Consider the following 17523-nt stretch of genomic DNA (forward strand, 5'->3'; position numbering starts at 1 on the left):
CCCGACCAAACCCCACACTGCCCCCCCCGGCCTCAAACCCCCTACCCCCCCCCCCCCCCCCCGGGGGGCCCCCCCGCGGCCCCCCGACCCGTTGTGCCGCTCGCACGGTCCGTCCCGGCGTGGCCGCCGGTGGACCCGAAGCCCCCTTCGGCCCGCGCCGAGCCGGGAAGCTCCGCGACCGGACGGAAGCGGACCTTCTCGACCTGCTGGACGACCAGTTGGGCGATCCGGTCGAAGCGCTCGAACCGCACGCTCTCGCGCGGGTCGAGATTCACCACGATCACCTTGATCTCTCCACGGTACCCGGCATCGATCGTCCCCGGGGCATTCACGAGGGCGACGCCGCAGCGTGCGGCCAGACCGGAGCGCGGGTGCACGAAGGCCGCGTACCCCTCGGGCAGGGCCACGGACACACCGGTGGGCAGGACGGCGCGTTCGCCGGGGGCCAGTTCGCAGTCCACGGTGGTGCGCAGATCCGCCCCCGCGTCGCCGGGCTGCGCGTACGCGGGAAGCGGTACGTCGGGGTCGACGCGGCGGACGAGGACATCCAGGGGTTCGCGGCTCACGGGTTCACCTCGAAGGCGCGGGTGCGGCGGAGGTGGTCCGGGTCGTCCATGGCGGCGCGGATCTCCTCCTCGCGGCCGTTGTCCACGAAGTGGTCGATCTTGACCTCGATGAACACCGCGTCGGCGCGGACGGCGACGGGGCCGTCGGGCCCGCCGGTGCGGCCGGTGGCGGTGGAGTAGATCTTCCGGCCGGCCACCGCGGTCGCCTCGGCCTCCAGGTACAGGGTGGTGCCGACGGGCACCGGCCGCAGGAAGTCCGTCTCCAGCCGGCCGGTGACCGAGATGGTCCGCAGCAGCCAGTTCAGCGAGCCGAGGGTCTCGTCCAGCGCGGTGGCCAGCACGCCGCCGTGCGCGAGGCCGGGGGCGCCCTGGTGGGCGGGCTGGACGGTGAACTCGGCGGTGACCGACACACCTTCGCCGGCCCGCGCCTGCAGGTGCAGCCCGTGGGGCTGGTCGCCGCCGCAGCCGAAGCACTGGCCGTAGTGCGCGCCGAGCAGCTCGCCCGGGGCGGGCGCGTCGGGGTGCCGTACGGGTTTCGCGGCGTCGGCGGGGGGCTGGAGACCTGGGGAAGTACCACTCACAGGCGCAGACCTTACCCGCGCGTCGGCCGATCGCCGATACCGTGCCAAGCTTGCTTCATGCAGCTCTCCGCCACCCCGTACGAAGAACGTCTCACCGCGCCCCGCTCCTGGTGGCTGATCTCCTTCCTGGTGGGGGTCTCGTTCGCCCTGATCCTGCTGCCGCTGGGCACGCTGCCGATGCTGGGCGGTCTGGCGGGCGGCACGGCGGTGGCGGCGGTCGCCGCGAGTTCCTACGGCGCGGTCCGGATCCGGGTGGTGGGCGGCTCGCTGATCGCGGGCGAGGCCAAGGTGCCGGTGTCGGCTCTGGGCGAGGCGGAGATCCTCGACGCCGAGGAGGCCCGCGCCTGGCGCACCTACAAGGCCGACACCCGCGCCTTCCTGCTGCTGCGCGCCTACATCCCGACGGCCGTGCGCGTCGAGGTCACCGACCCCGAGGACCCGACGCCGTACCTGTATCTGTCCACCCGCGAGCCGGAGCGGCTGGTGGAGGCGCTGCGGGCGGCGAAGGCGGCGGCGTAGAGCGTCGCCGGGGTCAGTTCCGGCCTCTTCTTCGGCGGCGGCGCCCGGTCTCCTCGGCGAGGGCGTCCATGTCGAGGGCGTCCATGTCGAGGGCGTCCTGCGGGCTCTCCAGGGCGGGAAGCTCCTTGAGGGCGTCCCACGGCACCTGGCGTCCGCGCAGGTCCGCGCGGACCCGGTCGGCCAGCTGTCTGGTGTCGCGCCGGTTCATGACGGCGCCGACGGCCGCGCCCACCATGAACGGCATCAGGTTGGGCAGGTTGCGCACCATGCGCTTCATGATCTGCTGGCGCAGCTGGCGCTTCATGTGGCTGTTGACCGCCGTGCCGAGGGTCGACGGCTTGGTGACCTCGACACCGCGCTCGTCCGACCAGGCGTTCAGGTACGCGGTGCTGCGCTGGGTGAGGGTGCCGGGCGGACGTACGCCGTAGACCTCGTGGAGTTCGGCGATCAGCTTGAGCTCGATCGCGGCCACGCCGGTGATCTCGGCGGCCAGTTCGGCGGGCATCGCCGGCGGTACGGGGAGCATCGCCGCGGCGCCGATCCCGGCGCCGACGGTCGCGGTGCCGCGGGTGGCGCCGGCCACCAGCCGGTCGGCGAGCTCCTCGGGCCCGAGGCCGGGGAACTGCCTGCGCAGTGTCGCCAGGTCCCGTACGGGCACGCGCGGGGCCAGTTCGACGATCCGGTCGGCGATGTGTGCCAGGGCGGCCCTGGCGCGGTCGCCGCCCCTGCGGACGCCCCGTCCCGCCCGGTCGCGGAACGCCGCTGCCCGGCGCCGGGCAGCGGGCTCCGGTGTCGCGGCGGTCGCCGGGAGGTCACCCCGGTCGGTCCCCGGTTCGAGCGAGGCCGTCCCGGAGTCGGTCGGGCCCCGCTCGTCGTCGTGCGCGCGCTGCGGGCCGTCGGACGGCCCTTGGTCCGCTCCCCGCTTGGAGAAGCGGCGCTTCCAGGGAGGGGTCGAGCCAGTCACGGCCGACCCCGCCTCAGTCGCAGTCGCGACAGATCGGCTGGCCGTTCTTCTCACGGGCCAGCTGGCTGCGGTGGTGCACCAGGAAGCAGCTCATGCAGGTGAACTCGTCCTGCTGCTTCGGCAGCACACGGACGGCCAGTTCCTCGTTGGAAAGGTCTGCGCCGGGAAGCTCGAGGCCCTCTGCGGCTTCGAACTCGTCGACGTCGACGGCCGAGGCGGACTTGTCGTTCCGCCGGGCCTTCAGCTCTTCGAGACTGTCCGAGTCGACGTCGTCGTCGGTCTTGCGTGGAGTGTCGTAGTCGGTAGCCATGGTCGCTCTCCCCCTCTGGGTGTCTGCGGTGTCTCTCCAGCGCACGTAACGCGTGAGAGGCCGGACTTGTGCCCGACCTGAGGCGGAGATTTTGCCTCACATCAAGGTCTGTTACTCAATCGACACCCAACCGGATCTCTCGAGAGTGATCGGCTTGGATGGCGATGGGGACCGTACACGGTCCGAATGCCGCACTACAAAGGCGTCTCACCGTGTACTTCCCGTGACCGGGAACCCCGAAAACCGGGATTTTCCCGGCTTTCCGCCAGGGTGCATGATCACGGAGAGTGGGGAGCGGGAATGGCGCCACTGTGATCGATCACACATGCGAAACTCTGGACGTCGACCTGGGAATTCCGCCCAAAGCGAACATCCCCGAGGTTCCGGCGAGATGCCGGGGCCATGGTCTCAGACCGGGAGCGTGACACGCATCACGAGCCCTCCGCCCTCGCGCGGCTGTGCGTAGATGTGCCCGCCGTGCGCCCGGGCCACCGAGCGGACGATGGACAGACCGAGGCCGACGCCCTTGTCGCTGCCGGTGCGCTCGGTGCGCAGCCTCCGGAACGGCTCGAAGAGATTGTCGATCTCGTACGCGGGCACGACCGGGCCGGTGTTGGTGACGACGAGGACGGCCTGGCCGTTCTCGACCGTCGTGGTGACCTCCACCCAGCCGTCCTCGGCGATGTTGTAGCGCACGGCGTTCTGCACCAGGTTCAGGGCGATCCGCTCCAGCAGGACGCCGTTGCCCCGGACCACCGCGGGCTCGCGGTCGCCCGTGATCCGTACGCCCTTGGCCTGCGCCTCCGCGTGCACCTGGTCGATGGCCTGGCCGGCGACCTCGGCGAGGTCCACGGGCCCCCGCTCGACGATCTGGTTGTCGCTGCGGGCGAGCAGCAGCAGGCCCTCCACCAGCTGCTCGCTGCGCTCGTTGGTGGCCAGCAGCGTCTTGCCGAGCTGCTGGAGCTCCACCGGGGCGTCCGGGTCGGACAGGTGCACCTCCAGGAGGGTGCGGTTGATCGCGAGCGGGGTGCGCAGCTCGTGGGAGGCGTTGCCGACGAAGCGCTGCTGGGCCGTGAAGGCCCGCTGGAGGCGCTCCAGCATGTCGTCGAAGGTGTCCGCCAGCTCCTTGAGCTCGTCGTCCGGGCCGTCCAGCTCGATGCGCCGGGAGAGGTCGGAGCCCGCCACGGCGCGCGCGGTGCGGGTGATCCGGCCCAGCGGCGACAGGACGCGGCCGGCCATGGCGTAGCCGAAGGCGAAGGCGATCACGGCGAGGCCGAGCAGGGCCAGCAGCGAACGGCTGAGCAGGTTGTCCAGGGCGACCTGGCGCTGGCGGTCGATGCACTCGCTGATCGCGGCGTTGAACGTGGACAGCGAGAGGTTGTCCGCGTTGTTGACGACCGGGCACTTGTCGCTGGCGACCCTGATGTCGGTACCGCCGACGATCTTGAACAGCGGTTCGTTGCCGGTGGTCAGCGCCTGCGCCGCGAGCAGGTAGATGATCGACAGCAGCAGGATGCCGGCGATCAGGAACATGCCGCCGTACAGCAGCGTGAGCCTTATCCGGATGGTGGGCCGCAGCCACGGCAGGGGGGTCGCCGGGCGCGGGTCCCAGGTGGGTTTCGGAGGTGCCCCGGGGGGCGCGGGTGTCGTCGCCACGGCCGGTCAGATCCGGTAGCCGGAACCGGGCACGGTGACGATGACGGGCGGCTCGCCCAGCTTGCGGCGCAAAGTCATCACGGTCACGCGCACCACGTTGGTGAACGGGTCGGTGTTCTCGTCCCAGGCCTTCTCCAGCAGCTGCTCCGCGGAGACGACCGCGCCCTCGCTGCGCATCAGCACCTCCAGCACGGCGAACTCCTTCGGGGCGAGCTGCACCTCCTTGCCGTCGCGGAAGACCTCGCGGCGGTTGGGGTCGAGCTTGATGCCGGCGCGCTCCAGGACGGGCGGCAGCGGCACGCTGGTGCGCCGGCCCAGGGCACGCACCCGGGCGATGAGCTCGCTGAAGGCGAAGGGCTTGGGCAGATAGTCGTCGGCGCCGATCTCCAGGCCCTCGACCCGGTCGCTGACGTCGCCGGAGGCCGTGAGCATCAGCACCCGCGTGGGCATGCCGAGTTCGACGATCTTGCGGCAGACATCGTCGCCGTGCACCAGGGGGAGGTCGCGGTCGAGGACGACCACGTCGTAGTCGTTGACGCCGATGCGTTCCAGGGCGGCCGCACCGTCGTACACGACGTCGACGGCCATGGCCTCCCGGCGGAGTCCGGTGGCCACCGCATCGGCGAGCAGCTGCTCGTCCTCGACGACGAGTACGCGCACGTCGCTTGTCCTTCCTGTGTCCGCCCGCGCGGCGCCGGTCGGGCGCACGAGGGCAGGGGATCCGTGGGTGTGTTGCCCTCCATCCTGCCCTTTTCGGCCGTAAGTCGGCTGTAAGGCGGGTGGGGCGCGGGAGGCGGCGGTGACGGCACGGGAGGCCCGGCTGCGCGGGCGGCCGGGTACGGCCGTCGGAGCGGGAACGCGGAATTTTCTCGTGCGGTTGAGGTTTCCGCGAAAGAAAGCGGGGGGAGGACGGCTTTACACCCCGCGATCACGCTCTGCCCTGTACCGCGCGCCACGCGGTGCGACACGGTCCGCTTCCGCAGAGCGGGCGTGGGTGTCCGGCACCGTCGCCGCCCGGCAGGGTGGCGCTGGGCACTCCACCGGAGACGTGATCGTCCCTTTTTGACATCGGCACACCCCCGTGCCACCGACCCATGACCCAGGACGAGGGGGCGCAGCATGGACGCTTTCACCGCAGGACTTCTGCAGCGCATAAAGACGACCGAGTCCGACCTGTCCCGGGCCCGCGACGAGGGCGACGAGTTCCTCGTCGAGGTCGAGCTGGGCGAGCTGGACGACCTGCGCCGTCTCGCCGCGGAGCACGGTGTGGAGGTCGGCACGGTCGGCGTCTGACCGGCCCGTGCGTGTGAGGAGCCCCGGCGGGATCCAGCGCCGGGGCTCTTTCACGTCGGGCCGCGGCCGGCCGGGTCAGGCGCCGAAGTCCGCCAGGAGCCGCTGGAGCGGCTCGAAGAGGTCCGGGGTGGCGGCGATCGTCAGCTCGCGTGACGGGCGCTCCCCGGGGCGTCCGCCGGTCACCGCGCCCGCCTCGCGGGCGATCAGGTCGCCCGCGGCGAGGTCCCAGGGGTTCAGCCCGCGCTCGTAGTAGCCGTCGAGACGGCCCGCGGCCACGTCGCACAGGTCGATCGCGGCCGAGCCGCCGCGCCGGATGTCGCGCACCACCGGGATCAGCCGTCGCACGGTCTCGGCCTGCTCGGCGCGGACGTCGGCGACGTAGTTGAAGCCGGTGGAGACGAGGGCCTGGCCGAGCGGCGCCGGCGGGCGGCAGGCGAGCCTCCGTTCGCCGTCCCAGGCCCCGGTCGCCCAGGCCCCGCCGCCTCGCACCGCCCAGTACGTCTCGCCCCGCATCGGGGCCGCGACCACGCCGGCGACCCGCTCGCCGTCCTGTTCGGCGGCGATGGAGACGGCCCAGGTGGGCAGTCCGTACAGGTAGTTGACCGTGCCGTCGAGCGGGTCGATCACCCAGCGGACGCCGCTGGTGCCCTCGACGGCGGAGCCCTCCTCGCCGAGGAAGCCGTCGTCGGGACGGCTCTCGGAGATCAGGCCGGTGATCAGCTTCTCGGCGGCGATGTCCATCTCGGTCACCACGTCGACGGAGCTGGACTTGGTGGCGGCGACCCCGAGGTCTGCCGGGCGGCCGTCGCGCAGCAGTCCGCCCGCCCGTCGGGCGGCCTCCCGGGCGATCTCCAGCAGCTCGGTGTGCAGCGGGTCGGTCGTCGTCGTGTCGGTCATGGGTTCCTCACGCGTAGGGGCTGTCGGCGCCCGCGGCGGCGGGGCGGGGCGCGCGGGCGGGGCAGCAGCCGACCGGGCAGATGTCATGGCTCGGGCCGAGCGCGCCCAGGGCGCAGGGGGCGGTCTCCCGGCCGCGCTCTGCGGTCGCCCGCTCCAGGACGAGGTCGCGGACGGCGGCGGCGAAGCGCGGGTCGGCGCCGACGGTGGCCGACCGGCGCACCGGCAGCCCGAGCTCCTCCGCCTTGGCGGTGGCCTCCGTGTCGAGGTCGTAGAGGACCTCCATGTGGTCGGAGACGAAGCCGATGGGGGCCATCACCACGGCGGGGGCGCCGGCCGCGTGCCGCTCCTCGAGGTGGTCGCAGATGTCGGGCTCCAGCCACGGGATGTGCGGGGCGCCGGAGCGCGACTGGTAGACGAGCTGCCAGGGGTGGTCGACGCCGGTGCGCTCGCGGACGGCGTCGGCGATCACCTGGGCCACGTCCAGGTGCTGGCGGACGTAGGCACCGCCGTCGCCGTGCTCCTCTGCGGGGCCGGAGGTGTCGGCCGCGGAGGTGGGGATCGAGTGGGTGCAGAAGGCGATGTGCGCGCCGTCCCGGACCTCCTCGGGGAGGTCGGCGAGGGAGCGCAGGACGCCGTCGACCATGGGCTCGACGAAGCCGGGGTGGTTGAAGTAGTGCCGCAGCTTGTCGATCTTCGGGAGCTCCAGGCCCTCGGCCTCGAGGGCGGCGAGCGCGTCCGCGAGGTTCTCGCGGTACTGGCGGCAGCCCGAGTAGGAGGCGTAGGCGCTGGTGGCGAGGACGAGGATGCGGCGGCGGCCGTCGCGCACCATCTCCCGCAGGGTGTCCGTCAGGTACGGCGCCCAGTTGCGGTTGCCCCAGTAGACCGGCAGGTCCAGGCCGTGCTCGGCGAAGTCCTTGCGCAGCGCGTCCAGCAGGGCGCGGTTCTGGTCGTTGATGGGGCTGACCCCGCCGAAGAGGAAGTAGTGCTGGCCGACTTCCTTGAGGCGTTCGGTGGGGATGCCGCGCCCGCGTGTCACGTTCTCCAGGAACGGGACCACGTCGTCCGGGCCCTCCGGGCCGCCGAACGAGAGCAGGAGCAGGGCGTCGTAGGGGCTGGCATCGAGCACGTCAGGCATGTGTCGATCCTGCCACCCGGCACTGACAGCGGACATCGGCGGGTGCCCGCGGCGCGTCCGCGGGGGTATTGCCCCGGCACCCCGGCGCGTAAGCTGTACCGACTGTGATCGCACCTTACTGAGCCGTTTCCGGAGACCCCCGTTGCCCAGCCCCTACCGTGCCCTGTTCGCCGCCCCCGGCAGCAAGAGCTTCTCCGCCGCGGGCTTCCTCGGCCGGATGCCGCTGTCGATGATGGGCATCGGCGTGGTGACGATGATCTCGCAGCTCACCGGCCGGTACGGACTGGCCGGCGCGCTGTCGGCCACCATCGCGCTCGCCGCCGCCGTGGCCGGACCGCAGGTCTCACGACTGGTGGACCGGTACGGGCAGCGGCGCGTGCTGCGTCCGGCCACGCTGGTGTCGCTCGTCGCGGCGGCCGTGCTGCTGCCGGCCGCGCACTACGGATGGCCGGACTGGGTGCTGTTCGCGGCCTGTGTGGGCGTCGGCTGCGTGCCGAGCCTCGGTGCGATGGTCCGAGCCCGCTGGGCGGCCGTCTACCGGGGCACCCCGCAGCTGCACACCGCGTACTCCTTCGAGTCCGTGGTGGACGAGGTCTGCTTCATCTTCGGGCCGATCGTCTCCATCGGCCTGTCCACGGCGTGGTTCCCGGAGGCCGGTCCGCTGCTGGCCGCGTGTTTCCTGGCGGTCGGCGTGTTCTGGCTGACCGCGCAGCGCGCCACCGAGCCCGCGCCGCATCCGCGCGATCCCCAGGGCGGCGGCAGCGCGCTGCGCTCCCGCGGGCTGCAGGTCCTCGTCGCGACGTTCGTAGCGACGGGCACGATCTTCGGCGCCGTCGACGTGGTCACCGTGGCCTTCGCCGAGGAGGAGGGGCACAAGGCCGCGGCCAGTCTGGTGCTCGCGCTGTACGCGGCGGGCTCCTGCACCGCGGCCATGATCTTCGGACTGCTGCGCTTCGCCGGACCGCCCGAGCGCCGCTGGCTGCTGGGCGTCTGCACGATGGCCGTGAGTATGATCCCCCTCCTACTGGTCGGAAACTTGCCGTTTCTGGCCGTGGCGCTGTTCGTTGCGGGTCTGTCCATCGCTCCCACGATGATCACGACGATGTCCCTCATCGAAGAGCACGTACCACGTGCGCAGCTCACCGAGGGCATGACCTGGGTGAGCACCGGACTCGCGGTCGGGGTCGCGCTCGGCTCGTCCGTGGGCGGCTGGGTGATCGACGGGGCCGGGGCTCGCGCGGGGTACGTGGTTCCGGCCGTGGCCGGGGCCGTCGCGGTCGCGGTCGGTTTCCTCGGTTACCGCCGGCTCAAGCGGCCGGCTCAGCGTCGGGGAGGGACCGTTGAGCAGCACACGCACGGCGAGCGGGACGACGAGCGGAAAGAACCGCACATGGCGTAACTGGGGCGGCAACGTGTCGGCGCGGCCCGCGCGGGAGGTCGCTCCGGCCTCCGTGGAGGAGCTGGCCCAGGCGGTGCGCAGGGCCGCCGAGGACGGGCTGCGGGTCAAGCCCGTCGGCACCGGGCACTCCTTCACGTCCATAGCGGCGACGGACGGGCTGATGATCCGCCCTCATCTGCTGACCGGCATCCGCCGCATCGACCGCGACGCCATGACGGTCACGGTGGAGGCCGGCACCCCGCTCAAGCGGCTCAACCTGGCGCTCGCGCGCGAGGGCCTGTCGCTCACGAACATGGGCGACATCATGGAGCAGACGGTCTCCGGGGCCGTCAGCACCGGCACCCACGGCACGGGCCGCGACTCCGCCTCGATCGCCGCCCAGATCAAGGGCCTGGAACTGGTCACGGCCGACGGCTCGGTGCTCACCTGCTCCGAGAAGCAGAGCCCGGAGGTCTTCGCCGCCGCCCGGATCGGCCTCGGCGCCCTCGGCGTCGTCACCGCGATCACCTTCGCCGTGGAGCCGGTCTTCCTGCTCACGGCCCGCGAGGAACCGATGCCGCTGGACCGGGTCCTCGCCGACTTCGACGGGCTGTGGGCCGAGAACGAGCACTTCGAGTTCTACTGGTTCCCGCACACCGGCAGCACCACCACCAAGCGCAACAACCGCAGCGCGGGCCCGGCCCGGCCGGTGGGCCGGCTCCAGGGCTGGTTCGACGACGAGTTCCTCTCCAACGGCGTCTTCCAGGCGGCCAACTGGGTCGGCCGCGCGGTGCCCGCCACCGTCCCGGCGATCGCGCGGATCTCCAGCGGGGCCCTGTCCGCGCGGACCTACACGGACATCCCCTACAAGGTGTTCACCTCCCCGCGCCGGGTGCGGTTCATGGAGATGGAGTACGCCGTTCCGCGCGAGGCCGTCGTCGAGACACTGCGCGAACTGAAGGCGATGGTGGACCGGTCGCGGCTGCGGATCAGCTTCCCGGTCGAGGTGCGCACGGCCCCGGCCGACGACATCACCCTGTCCACCGCCTCGGGCCGCGACAGCGCGTACATCGCCGTCCACATGTTCCGGGGCACGCCCTACCGGTCGTACTTCACCGCCGCCGAGCGCATCTTCACCGCGCACGAGGGGCGCCCGCACTGGGGCAAGGTGCACACCCGGGACGCCGAGTACCTCGCCGGGGTGTATCCGCGCTTCGGCGAGTTCACGGCGCTGCGGGACCGTCTTGACCCTGATCGCCGCTTCCAGAACGACTACTTGCGCCGGGTGCTGGGTCCGTAGCGGAGGCGTCGGGGCTCGCGGTCCCGCCGGAGCCCTGGTCCCCGGTGGCGTCCGGTGCGGGCTCCTGGCCGGGGGCGGTGCCGCCGTTCTCCGCGGAGCCGTCGCCGGGTGAGGTGTCCGTGCCGGAGCCGCCGTCCGGGGTCCCTGAGGGTGTCGCCGCCGGGGTGTCGCCGCCGGAGCCGGACCTCCCCGGGTCGCCCCCGCCCGGGCCGTCCGGGTCCGCCGGGTCTCCCGAGGCCGTCGGGTCCGCCGAGTCCGTCGGGGCCGGGGATTCGCCGGAGTCCTCGTCGCCGCCCGACTTCCCCGGGCCGGACTCCGATCCGGAGTGACCGGTGAGCACCCTGCCCACGGTCGTGCTGTGTCCGCCGCTGAGGTTGTGACCGGAGACGACCTCGTAGACGGTGATCCCGCCCATGGTGACGCCAAAGACCAGGGCCGCCGCGATCAGCGGACGCTTCCAGCTCCTGACCCGCGCCCGGTAGACGGTGCCCTCGGTGAACTCGCCGGGGGCGGGCGCCGTCCGGCCGCCGGGACGCCCCGCGCCGGCCGCGGCGCCCGCCCCGGCGGCGCGCCTGGACCGCAGCTGCTCCGCGGTGCGCTTGAAGAAGTGCTGGAACACCGAGCCGCCGCACGTGGCGACGACGCTGATCAGGCCGGCGCCGAGGATGGTGCCGTAGACGCCGAAGGAGGAGGCGAGCTTGGCGGCCACCACCGCCGCGAGGGCGCTGCCCGCGACCTGGGGGACGCTCAAGTCGATCCGCCTGGATTCCACCTCCGTACGCATGTCCGCTTCCTCGACGACTTCGGGCTTTTCACGCATCCCCGGACCTTGCCTGCCTTTTCCGTACGTGATCGATCAACCGCATGAGAAGGGTACGCATGGGCGAAACCATTGGTTCCGTTTCTGGTGATTCCGTGAAGTACGCCACCCGTGGACGCGCGGAGCGCGGGCCGGGCGCGGACCGAGGGGAGCCGAGTGCACCCGCCCGCCGGAACTCGGACGGCGCGCCGATCCACGCACGTGGTCCGAATGGAGTACTGTTGCGAGCCCTGGGTCCGGTCTCCCGACCGGGGGTTCAGGGCACCGAAGGACCGCCGGGAGGGGGCTACTTGCACAGGGTGACCGAATTGGTCACTTAGCGTTGCGAACAGGTAACCGTGCCATAACGGCGATCCAGGGCCCACGCCCGACACGCCGGGCAACTCGGCAAGGTTGTGGCAGGCTGCACCCGGGCAGGCCACACTCGACAGAGCGGAAGCAGCGACGCACGTGACGTCGGCAGGCACCACCCGGGAGGTCCCCATGCCCGAACTGCGTGTCGTGGCCGTCTCGAATGACGGCACACGGCTGGTGCTGAAGGCTGCGGACTCGACGGAGTACACGCTTCCGATCGACGAGCGGCTGCGCGCCGCCGTTCGTGGCGACCGTCCCCGCCTCGGCCAGATCGAGATCGAGGTGGAGAGCCATCTCCGCCCCCGCGACATCCAGGCGCGTATACGAGCCGGCGCGACCGCGGAAGAGGTCGCCCAGATGGCCGGCATCCCCGTCGACCGCGTACGCCGCTTCGAGGGACCCGTCCTGGCCGAGCGCGCCTTCATGGCGGAACGCGCCCGCAAGACCCCCGTCCGCCGCCCCGGCGAGAACTCCGGTCCGCCCCTCGGCGAGGCCGTCCAGGAACGCCTGCTGCTGCGCGGCGCCGACAAGGACAGCGTCCAGTGGGACTCGTGGCGCCGCGACGACGGCACCTGGGAGGTCCTGCTGGTCTACCTCGTCGCGGGCGAACCGCACTCGGCGAGCTGGACGTACGACCCGCCCCGGCGGCTGGTCCAGGCCGTCGACGACGAGGCCCGCGCGCTGATCGGGGAGACCGACGACCTCGCCGCGCCCGAGCCCAGCTTCCCGTTCGTCCCGCGCATCGCCCGGCTGCCGCGCGACCGGCCGCTGGACCGCACCCTCGACCGGGAGCCCCGGGAGAGGCCCGGCCTGCCCGCGCCGCCGTCCGAGCCGGCCGAGGAGACCGCGGCCACCGCCACCGCCTCGGCCTCGGCCGAACGCGAACGGGACTCGCTGACCAGCCTGCTGGAGGCGGTGCCGAGCTTCCGGGGCGACCTGGTCGTCCCCGAGCGCGCGCCGGAGCCGGCCGAGGAATCCGCCGAGGAACCCGAGGTGGAGGAGCCCCCCGCCCCCGCGGCGTCGGCCGGTTCCGCCTACGCCGACGTGCTCATGCCGCGCTCGGTGGGCAGCCACCGTGACCGTCTCATCGGCTCCACCGACCGCCAGGCCGAGGCCGACGGCGTCCGCCCCGGCCGCCGCGCGGCGGTGCCGAGCTGGGACGAGATCGTGTTCGGGACGCGGCGCAAGAAGCAGGAGTAGCACGGACTTTGCCCGGACGTGGTCCGGGCCGCACCCTTCGGGGCGCGGCCCGGACCACGTTCACGGGCTCGGGGCGCGGCCCGGACCACGTTCACGGGCCTGTCGCCCGTGGCGCCTACTGAGGATCCGGCCCCACGGCCACCGGCCGCTCCGGGTCCGAGGACCACTCGGACCACGACCCCACGTACAGCGCCGCCGGGATGCCGGCCACCGCCAGTGCCAGCACCTCGTGGGCGCCCGAGACGCCCGAGCCGCAGTACACGCCGACCTCACCGCCGTCGGCCGCGCCCAAGGCCTCGAAACGGGACCGGAGTTCCCCGGCCGGCCGGAACCGGCCGTCCTCCCGCACGTTCTCCGTCGTCGGCGCCGACACCGCGCCCGGGATGTGGCCGCCGACCCGGTCGATCGGCTCGACCTCGCCCCGGTAGCGCTCCCCCGCCCGGGCGTCCAGCAGCACCCCGCTGCGGGCCAGCGCGGCGGCCCCGTCCGCGTCCAGCAGCCCCCACTCCCCCGGCACCGGCGCGAAGTCGCCCTCCTCGGGCTCGGGAACGTCCGTGGACAGGGGCCCCTGCCAGGCCGCCAGGCCGCCGTCCAGCACGCGCACGTCCGGATGGCCCGTCCAGCGCAGCAGCCACCAGGCGCGGGCCGCCGCCCAGCCCTGACCACCGTCGTACACGACGACCGGCCGGCCCGACGACACGCCCGCCCGGCGCATCGCCGCGCCGAACTCCGCCACGTCCGGCAGCGGATGCCGGCCGCGCTCGCCGGGCGCGGAGGCGAGTTCACGGTCCAGGTCGACGAAGACGGCGCCGGGGATGTGACCCGTCGCGTACTCGGCCCGCCCGTCGAAGACCGGCGCACCGGTCGCCTTGGCGGTGCTCAACTGCCAGCGGACGTCGAGGAGGACGGGCGGCCGCGCGCCCGCCAGGGCGTCCGCGAGTCCGGATGCGGAGATGATGGCGTTCATGGCCCCATCCTGGCGTACCGAGTGGCCACCGCGCCGATGTCGGGCTAGTCTGCCCGCCGGACAGCACCGGTCACGAAGCGTACGGGACCGGACGCATGCTGTACCGGACGGGCAGCCGGGTCGATCTCACGGCACGCCCGGGCACGCGACAGCGGATCCGGTGCGGGAATCGCCACGAAGGACCGCACGGAAGGCTCCCAGGAGGGGCCGGCAGAGCGAGAGCGGACGCACGGCCCGTGCAGGGCCGAGAAGAGAGTGACGATGACCGACGCACGGGGCCCGGCCGGCAGCGGTGACGGAACACACACGCGGCACACACCCGGCACTCCCTGCTGGGTGAGTCTGACGGTCCACGGGCCGGACGCGGCCCAGGAGTTCTACGGATCGCTGTTCGGCTGGGAGTTCCAGCCCGGCCCCCGGCAACTCGGACCCTACGCGCGGGCCCTGCTCGACGGGCAGGAGGTGGCGGGCATCGGCCGGCTCCCCGCGGACCGTCAACTCCCCGTCGCCTGGACGCCGTACCTCGCCTCCGGCGATGTGGACCGGACGGCCGAAACGGTACGTCTGTGCGGCGGCACGGTCGGCGTGGGGCCGCTGGACGCGGCCGAGGCCGGGCGTCTGGCCATCGGCTCCGACCCGGCGGGCGCCGTCTTCGGCGTCTGGCAGGCCGCGGCCCACCTCGGCACCGCCGTCACCGGCGCGCCCGGCACGCCGGCGTGGAACGAGCTCACCACCTACGACGCGGCGGGCGTCGCCAAGTTCTACGAGACGGTGTTCGGCTTCGTCCTGGAACCGGACGGCCCCGACCGCGTGACCCTCCTCCTCGACGGCCGCCCCGTCGCCGGCGTCCACGGCCTCGGCGACGCCCTGCCCCGCGAACGGGGCCCGCACTGGACGACGTACTTCGAGGTGGCCGGCGTCGAGGAGTCCCTGGAACTTCTCATCCGCCTCGGCGGACGCGTCCTGCGACCGGCCCGGGACACCGACCGCGGCCGCGTCGCGCTGGTCGCGGACCCGGAGGGGGCGCGGTTCGCGGTGGTGCAGAGCGGGGGGTGACGGGCGGCCTCATGCGGTGGAGCCGGGAGCTCGAACCGGTGGTGCCCCGTGTCCTCCCTGGTCCTCTCACGAACTGAGGTCGAGGACTCGTACAGGCTGCCCCTTCCACACCTCAGGCTCTGTGGTGGCGACCACGGCCCCGTCCGGCCGTTCCGCCGTCGGCTCGGCGGCGTACCGGGTCTGAGCGGGTGCCCATGACGAGTCACGGGCCACAGCAAGTACCGCCGGCAGGTCCAGGTCCAGCACGGTGATGCCGGGGAGCGCGGCAAGGTGTTCCGCCGTACCGGGCCGTACGCGATCGGCCTCCACCAACGCGCACGCGGGGGCATAGAGAAACCAGCCCGCCTCGGCGTGCGCGCGGTGGATCAGGCGTGAGGCAAGCACGTTGCCCCGGCCCGCCGCCACCATTGCCGTCTCGTCCAGGACGATGTGCAGAGCCTCGGTCACCTGGCGCCCGCCTCGCTGAGCCGCCGGTCCAACTCCGCGTCGAGCTCGGCTTGTTCACCGGCACTCGGGTCATAACCGTTCCACGCCCGAAGCTCGGCCCGCGCCTGGTCGGCGCGGGCCGCACGCTCCTCGGGGGTGAGCAGGGTTTCCGCGAGGTGGGACAGGTAGCCCCGCAGGGACATGCCTTCGGAGGACGCTATCCGGGCGAGCCGGTCACGCGCTTCGGCGGGGATGCGGATGTTGGCGTCGGACATGCGGACCTCCTCAGTCAGCCTCCGAGGATACGGGTACGGGTACGTACCCGTCCAGGCCGAGTCGAGTGATCCGGTTCGGCTCACCACTGGGGCCGTGCCGGAAACGCATACTCCGCCCAGGTGGCCTTCCCCGGCCCGTCCGGGCGCGGGTGCCAGTCCCAGCGGGCCGCGAGGTGCGCCACGAGGAACGGTCCGCGGCCGGTCTCCTCGGCGCCGGCGGTACCTTCCGAAGCGGCGGGGCTGCCTCCAGGGGGACGGAGGGGTGGGTGGTGGCGGTGAGCTGGACAGGTTTCGTCGTCACGCCCACCACGGTCCCGCCGGTCGCGCATCATGACCAGTGGTTACGCGGCGACAGAGGCGGTTGTACGCGTGCTGCTCGCGTGAGTCGGAACTGCGCGCTGTGTCCGTGTACGCCTGGGGCCGGGGGAACCGGCGACCGTCAGGCCGGGTCGGCGGCTGTGTGAAACAGAAAACGGGGACCGGCTGTAAGGAAGTGCCGGACCCATGACATGTACGGGGCGTGGACGACATTCAGACCGCGAGCGACCGGGAGCGCGTCGTACGGTTCACGGCCTTCTACGTCCGTGAGCATCCGCGCGTGACCGCCTTTGTGTACCGGCGCCTCGGTGACCGCGGCTCGGCGGAGGAACTGACGGCCGACGTCTTCCGGATCGCGTGGGAGCGCACACTCGGCGGCGGGGAGGTGAGCACCGGCTGGCTGTTCGTCACCGCCCGGAACCTGCTGAGCAACCATCACCGGGCGGCGGCCCGGCTGACCGAGCTCCACCGGCGTGTCACCGACGAGCTGGGCCGCGCTCCCGCTTCCGAGGAGGACTCCGCCGTTCTCGAGACCCTGGAGCGACTTCCCGTACGGCATCGGGACGTGCTGCTCCTGCGCTACTGGGACGGGCTCAGCGCGTCCGAGGCGGCTGAGGTCCTCGGGTGCAGTGTGCCGGCGGTATGGGTCCGGCTGCACCGCGCCCGGGAGGCGTTCCGCGGCATCTACGCCTCACACACCCACCTCGCTCTCGAGGACTCACCCGAGGAGTCGTCATGATCAACGTGAAATCCCTTGTCGCACGGGCCGATCCTGTGCCGGACACGGCGTCGGACGAGCTGTCGGCACGTGCCGCCGAGGAACTGGCCGCCCTGGTCGGAAGCACGCCTGTGACGCAGCGTGGGGTACGGAAGCGGCGTACGCTCCGCGGGGTGTCCCGGCGTGGGGCACTCGTGGCCTCCGTCGCCTGCACTGCCGCCGCGGTGGTCGCGGGGGTCGCCTTCTTCACCCTCGACGGCCCGGAGGAACCCGGGGGCGGGGGGCGGCTCTCGGACGAGCCGTACTTCGGAACGACCGCCGAGCTGGAGAACGCGGCGGACCTGATCGTCCGGGTACGGCTGGGCGCGGGGCACGAGGAGTCCGTCGACGGCATCGACGAGACCGTCGCCACGGCTCGGGTGACTGCGGCCGCCAAGGGGGACGAGTCCTCCGGAAGGAGCATCGAAGTCGTCTACACGACACCCGGTTCCGGTCCCGAGACGGCCGACCTCGCCGAAGGCAAGGAGTACGTTCTGCTGCTCGACACGATGGACGGTGGACGCTTCGCCCTGGTCAACACGACACAGGGCGCGTACCGGGTCGAGAACGGGCACGCAGTGGCGTCCGGCGACAACGACGTCGCCCTGAGCCCCGGTGTGAACAAGGCGTTGCGGCTGACGTCCTGACACCGGGTGCGCGAACAGGACGTGCCCGCGCGCCCGGAGGCGGCGGCTGCCGTCGACCGGCACGGCAGCCGCCGCCGTTCAGTACTGCTCGGACCCGCGTGGAG

The 17523-nt window shown here is 72.6% G+C and carries 20 protein-coding genes; 8 read left to right on the forward strand and 12 right to left on the reverse strand.

Annotation, left to right across the window (positions count from 1 at the left end; genetic code table 11):
- Positions 1 to 41 precede the first annotated feature (41 nt).
- Positions 42 to 566, reverse strand: a complete 525-nt coding sequence (dut, locus tag ACFYOJ_RS22145) for a dUTP diphosphatase (protein WP_388597568.1) — start codon at positions 564 to 566, stop codon at positions 42 to 44.
- Positions 563 to 1147 (reverse strand): PaaI family thioesterase, encoded by a 585-nt coding sequence (locus ACFYOJ_RS22150; RefSeq protein ID WP_356558044.1) that lies wholly within the window; start codon positions 1145 to 1147, stop codon positions 563 to 565. Before ACFYOJ_RS22150 ends, dut begins: the two co-directional genes overlap by 4 nt.
- 57 nt (positions 1148 to 1204) lie before the next feature.
- Here ACFYOJ_RS22150 and ACFYOJ_RS22155 point away from each other — a divergent pair, with 57 nt between their 5' ends.
- Positions 1205 to 1666: a DUF3093 domain-containing protein gene (locus ACFYOJ_RS22155; protein ID WP_356558043.1), complete on the forward strand. Its 462-nt coding sequence runs from the start codon at positions 1205 to 1207 to the stop codon at positions 1664 to 1666.
- A gap of 13 nt (positions 1667 to 1679) precedes the next feature.
- On the opposite strand, the gene ACFYOJ_RS22160 is transcribed toward ACFYOJ_RS22155, so the two are convergent.
- The 4 genes from ACFYOJ_RS22160 to ACFYOJ_RS22175 all read right to left on the reverse strand — a co-directional run bounded on the left by ACFYOJ_RS22160 (position 1680) and on the right by ACFYOJ_RS22175 (position 5256).
- Entirely contained in the window at positions 1680 to 2630 is a 951-nt protein-coding gene (locus tag ACFYOJ_RS22160) for a hypothetical protein (RefSeq protein ID WP_356558042.1), read from the reverse strand.
- A 13-nt stretch (positions 2631 to 2643) separates the two neighbouring features.
- Complete coding sequence (locus tag ACFYOJ_RS22165; protein WP_003993510.1) at positions 2644 to 2940, reverse strand: DUF4193 domain-containing protein; 297 nt, start codon at positions 2938 to 2940, stop codon at positions 2644 to 2646.
- A 408-nt stretch (positions 2941 to 3348) separates the two neighbouring features.
- Positions 3349 to 4596 (reverse strand): HAMP domain-containing sensor histidine kinase, encoded by a 1248-nt coding sequence (locus ACFYOJ_RS22170; RefSeq protein WP_356558041.1) that lies wholly within the window; start codon positions 4594 to 4596, stop codon positions 3349 to 3351.
- A 6-nt stretch (positions 4597 to 4602) separates the two neighbouring features.
- A complete protein-coding gene (locus ACFYOJ_RS22175) occupies positions 4603 to 5256 on the reverse strand; it encodes a response regulator transcription factor (RefSeq protein WP_003993508.1) in 654 nt (217 codons plus the stop codon).
- A gap of 459 nt (positions 5257 to 5715) precedes the next feature.
- Between ACFYOJ_RS22175 and ACFYOJ_RS22180 the strand changes: the two genes are divergently transcribed.
- Positions 5716 to 5889, forward strand: a complete 174-nt coding sequence (locus ACFYOJ_RS22180) for a hypothetical protein (RefSeq protein WP_356558040.1) — start codon at positions 5716 to 5718, stop codon at positions 5887 to 5889.
- A 75-nt stretch (positions 5890 to 5964) separates the two neighbouring features.
- Here ACFYOJ_RS22180 and ACFYOJ_RS22185 read toward each other — a convergent pair whose 3' ends face one another.
- The gene (locus tag ACFYOJ_RS22185; protein ID WP_356558039.1) at positions 5965 to 6786 is read right to left on the reverse strand and encodes an inositol monophosphatase family protein; all 822 of its coding nucleotides are present in this window, start codon (positions 6784 to 6786) and stop codon (positions 5965 to 5967) included.
- A gap of 7 nt (positions 6787 to 6793) precedes the next feature.
- Positions 6794 to 7921 (reverse strand): ferrochelatase, encoded by a 1128-nt coding sequence (locus tag ACFYOJ_RS22190; protein WP_356558038.1) that lies wholly within the window; start codon positions 7919 to 7921, stop codon positions 6794 to 6796.
- 142 nt (positions 7922 to 8063) lie between these two features.
- Between ACFYOJ_RS22190 and ACFYOJ_RS22195 the strand changes: the two genes are divergently transcribed.
- The gene (locus ACFYOJ_RS22195; RefSeq protein WP_356558037.1) at positions 8064 to 9320 is read left to right on the forward strand and encodes an MFS transporter; all 1257 of its coding nucleotides are present in this window, start codon (positions 8064 to 8066) and stop codon (positions 9318 to 9320) included.
- On the forward strand, positions 9262 to 10599 hold the full coding sequence (locus tag ACFYOJ_RS22200; RefSeq protein ID WP_356558036.1) for a D-arabinono-1,4-lactone oxidase: 1338 nt from the start codon (positions 9262 to 9264) through the stop codon (positions 10597 to 10599). The genes ACFYOJ_RS22195 and ACFYOJ_RS22200 overlap by 59 nt, the downstream gene beginning before the upstream one ends.
- On the opposite strand, the gene ACFYOJ_RS22205 is transcribed toward ACFYOJ_RS22200, so the two are convergent.
- Positions 10523 to 11419 carry a hypothetical protein gene (locus ACFYOJ_RS22205; protein WP_356558035.1) on the reverse strand — a complete coding sequence of 299 codons (897 nt, stop codon included), beginning with the start codon at positions 11417 to 11419 and terminating at the stop codon, positions 10523 to 10525. The genes ACFYOJ_RS22200 and ACFYOJ_RS22205 overlap by 77 nt on opposite strands.
- A gap of 483 nt (positions 11420 to 11902) precedes the next feature.
- On the opposite strand from ACFYOJ_RS22205, the gene sepH reads away from it, so the two are divergent.
- The gene (gene sepH / locus ACFYOJ_RS22210) at positions 11903 to 12973 is read left to right on the forward strand and encodes a septation protein SepH (RefSeq protein WP_356558034.1); all 1071 of its coding nucleotides are present in this window, start codon (positions 11903 to 11905) and stop codon (positions 12971 to 12973) included.
- Between the two features lie 115 nt (positions 12974 to 13088).
- Here the strand turns inward: sepH and ACFYOJ_RS22215 are convergent, their stop codons facing one another.
- On the reverse strand, positions 13089 to 13940 hold the full coding sequence (locus tag ACFYOJ_RS22215) for a sulfurtransferase (RefSeq protein WP_356558033.1): 852 nt from the start codon (positions 13938 to 13940) through the stop codon (positions 13089 to 13091).
- Positions 13941 to 14201: 261 nt separating this feature from the next.
- Here ACFYOJ_RS22215 and ACFYOJ_RS22220 point away from each other — a divergent pair, with 261 nt between their 5' ends.
- Positions 14202 to 14996 carry a VOC family protein gene (locus tag ACFYOJ_RS22220; RefSeq protein ID WP_356558032.1) on the forward strand — a complete coding sequence of 265 codons (795 nt, stop codon included), beginning with the start codon at positions 14202 to 14204 and terminating at the stop codon, positions 14994 to 14996.
- 66 nt (positions 14997 to 15062) lie between these two features.
- On the opposite strand, the gene ACFYOJ_RS22225 is transcribed toward ACFYOJ_RS22220, so the two are convergent.
- A complete protein-coding gene (locus ACFYOJ_RS22225) occupies positions 15063 to 15443 on the reverse strand; it encodes a hypothetical protein (protein ID WP_356558031.1) in 381 nt (126 codons plus the stop codon).
- Complete coding sequence (locus ACFYOJ_RS22230) at positions 15440 to 15697, reverse strand: hypothetical protein (RefSeq protein WP_356558030.1); 258 nt, start codon at positions 15695 to 15697, stop codon at positions 15440 to 15442. Before ACFYOJ_RS22230 ends, ACFYOJ_RS22225 begins: the two co-directional genes overlap by 4 nt.
- Before the next feature lie 520 nt (positions 15698 to 16217).
- On the opposite strand from ACFYOJ_RS22230, the gene ACFYOJ_RS22235 reads away from it, so the two are divergent.
- Positions 16218 to 16754, forward strand: coding sequence for an RNA polymerase sigma factor (locus tag ACFYOJ_RS22235; protein WP_356558029.1), 537 nt, complete (start codon positions 16218 to 16220; stop codon positions 16752 to 16754).
- Positions 16751 to 17419 (forward strand): hypothetical protein, encoded by a 669-nt coding sequence (locus ACFYOJ_RS22240; RefSeq protein ID WP_356558028.1) that lies wholly within the window; start codon positions 16751 to 16753, stop codon positions 17417 to 17419. The genes ACFYOJ_RS22235 and ACFYOJ_RS22240 overlap by 4 nt, the downstream gene beginning before the upstream one ends.
- Positions 17420 to 17523: the final 104 nt, after the last annotated feature.

It is taken from the genome of Streptomyces sp. NPDC006384 (assembly GCF_042870695.1).
GTDB lineage: Bacteria > Actinomycetota > Actinomycetes > Streptomycetales > Streptomycetaceae > Streptomyces.

Bases quoted from the DNA above. Each gene is read 5' to 3' on its own strand.
- ACFYOJ_RS22220 (WP_356558032.1), top strand. From the start codon at position 14,202: ATGACCGACGCACGGGGCCCGGCCGGCAGCGGTGACGGAACACACACG.
- ACFYOJ_RS22185 (WP_356558039.1), bottom strand. From the start codon at position 6,786: ATGACCGACACGACGACGACCGACCCGCTGCACACCGAGCTGCTGGAG.
- ACFYOJ_RS22215 (WP_356558033.1), bottom strand. From the start codon at position 13,940: ATGAACGCCATCATCTCCGCATCCGGACTCGCGGACGCCCTGGCGGGC.
- ACFYOJ_RS22190 (WP_356558038.1), bottom strand. From the start codon at position 7,921: ATGCCTGACGTGCTCGATGCCAGCCCCTACGACGCCCTGCTCCTGCTC.
- sepH (WP_356558034.1), top strand. From the start codon at position 11,903: ATGCCCGAACTGCGTGTCGTGGCCGTCTCGAATGACGGCACACGGCTG.
- ACFYOJ_RS22180 (WP_356558040.1), top strand. From the start codon at position 5,716: ATGGACGCTTTCACCGCAGGACTTCTGCAGCGCATAAAGACGACCGAG.
- ACFYOJ_RS22155 (WP_356558043.1), top strand. From the start codon at position 1,205: ATGCAGCTCTCCGCCACCCCGTACGAAGAACGTCTCACCGCGCCCCGC.
- ACFYOJ_RS22230 (WP_356558030.1), bottom strand. From the start codon at position 15,697: ATGTCCGACGCCAACATCCGCATCCCCGCCGAAGCGCGTGACCGGCTC.
- ACFYOJ_RS22165 (WP_003993510.1), bottom strand. From the start codon at position 2,940: ATGGCTACCGACTACGACACTCCACGCAAGACCGACGACGACGTCGAC.
- ACFYOJ_RS22240 (WP_356558028.1), top strand. From the start codon at position 16,751: ATGATCAACGTGAAATCCCTTGTCGCACGGGCCGATCCTGTGCCGGAC.
- ACFYOJ_RS22205 (WP_356558035.1), bottom strand. From the start codon at position 11,419: ATGCGTGAAAAGCCCGAAGTCGTCGAGGAAGCGGACATGCGTACGGAG.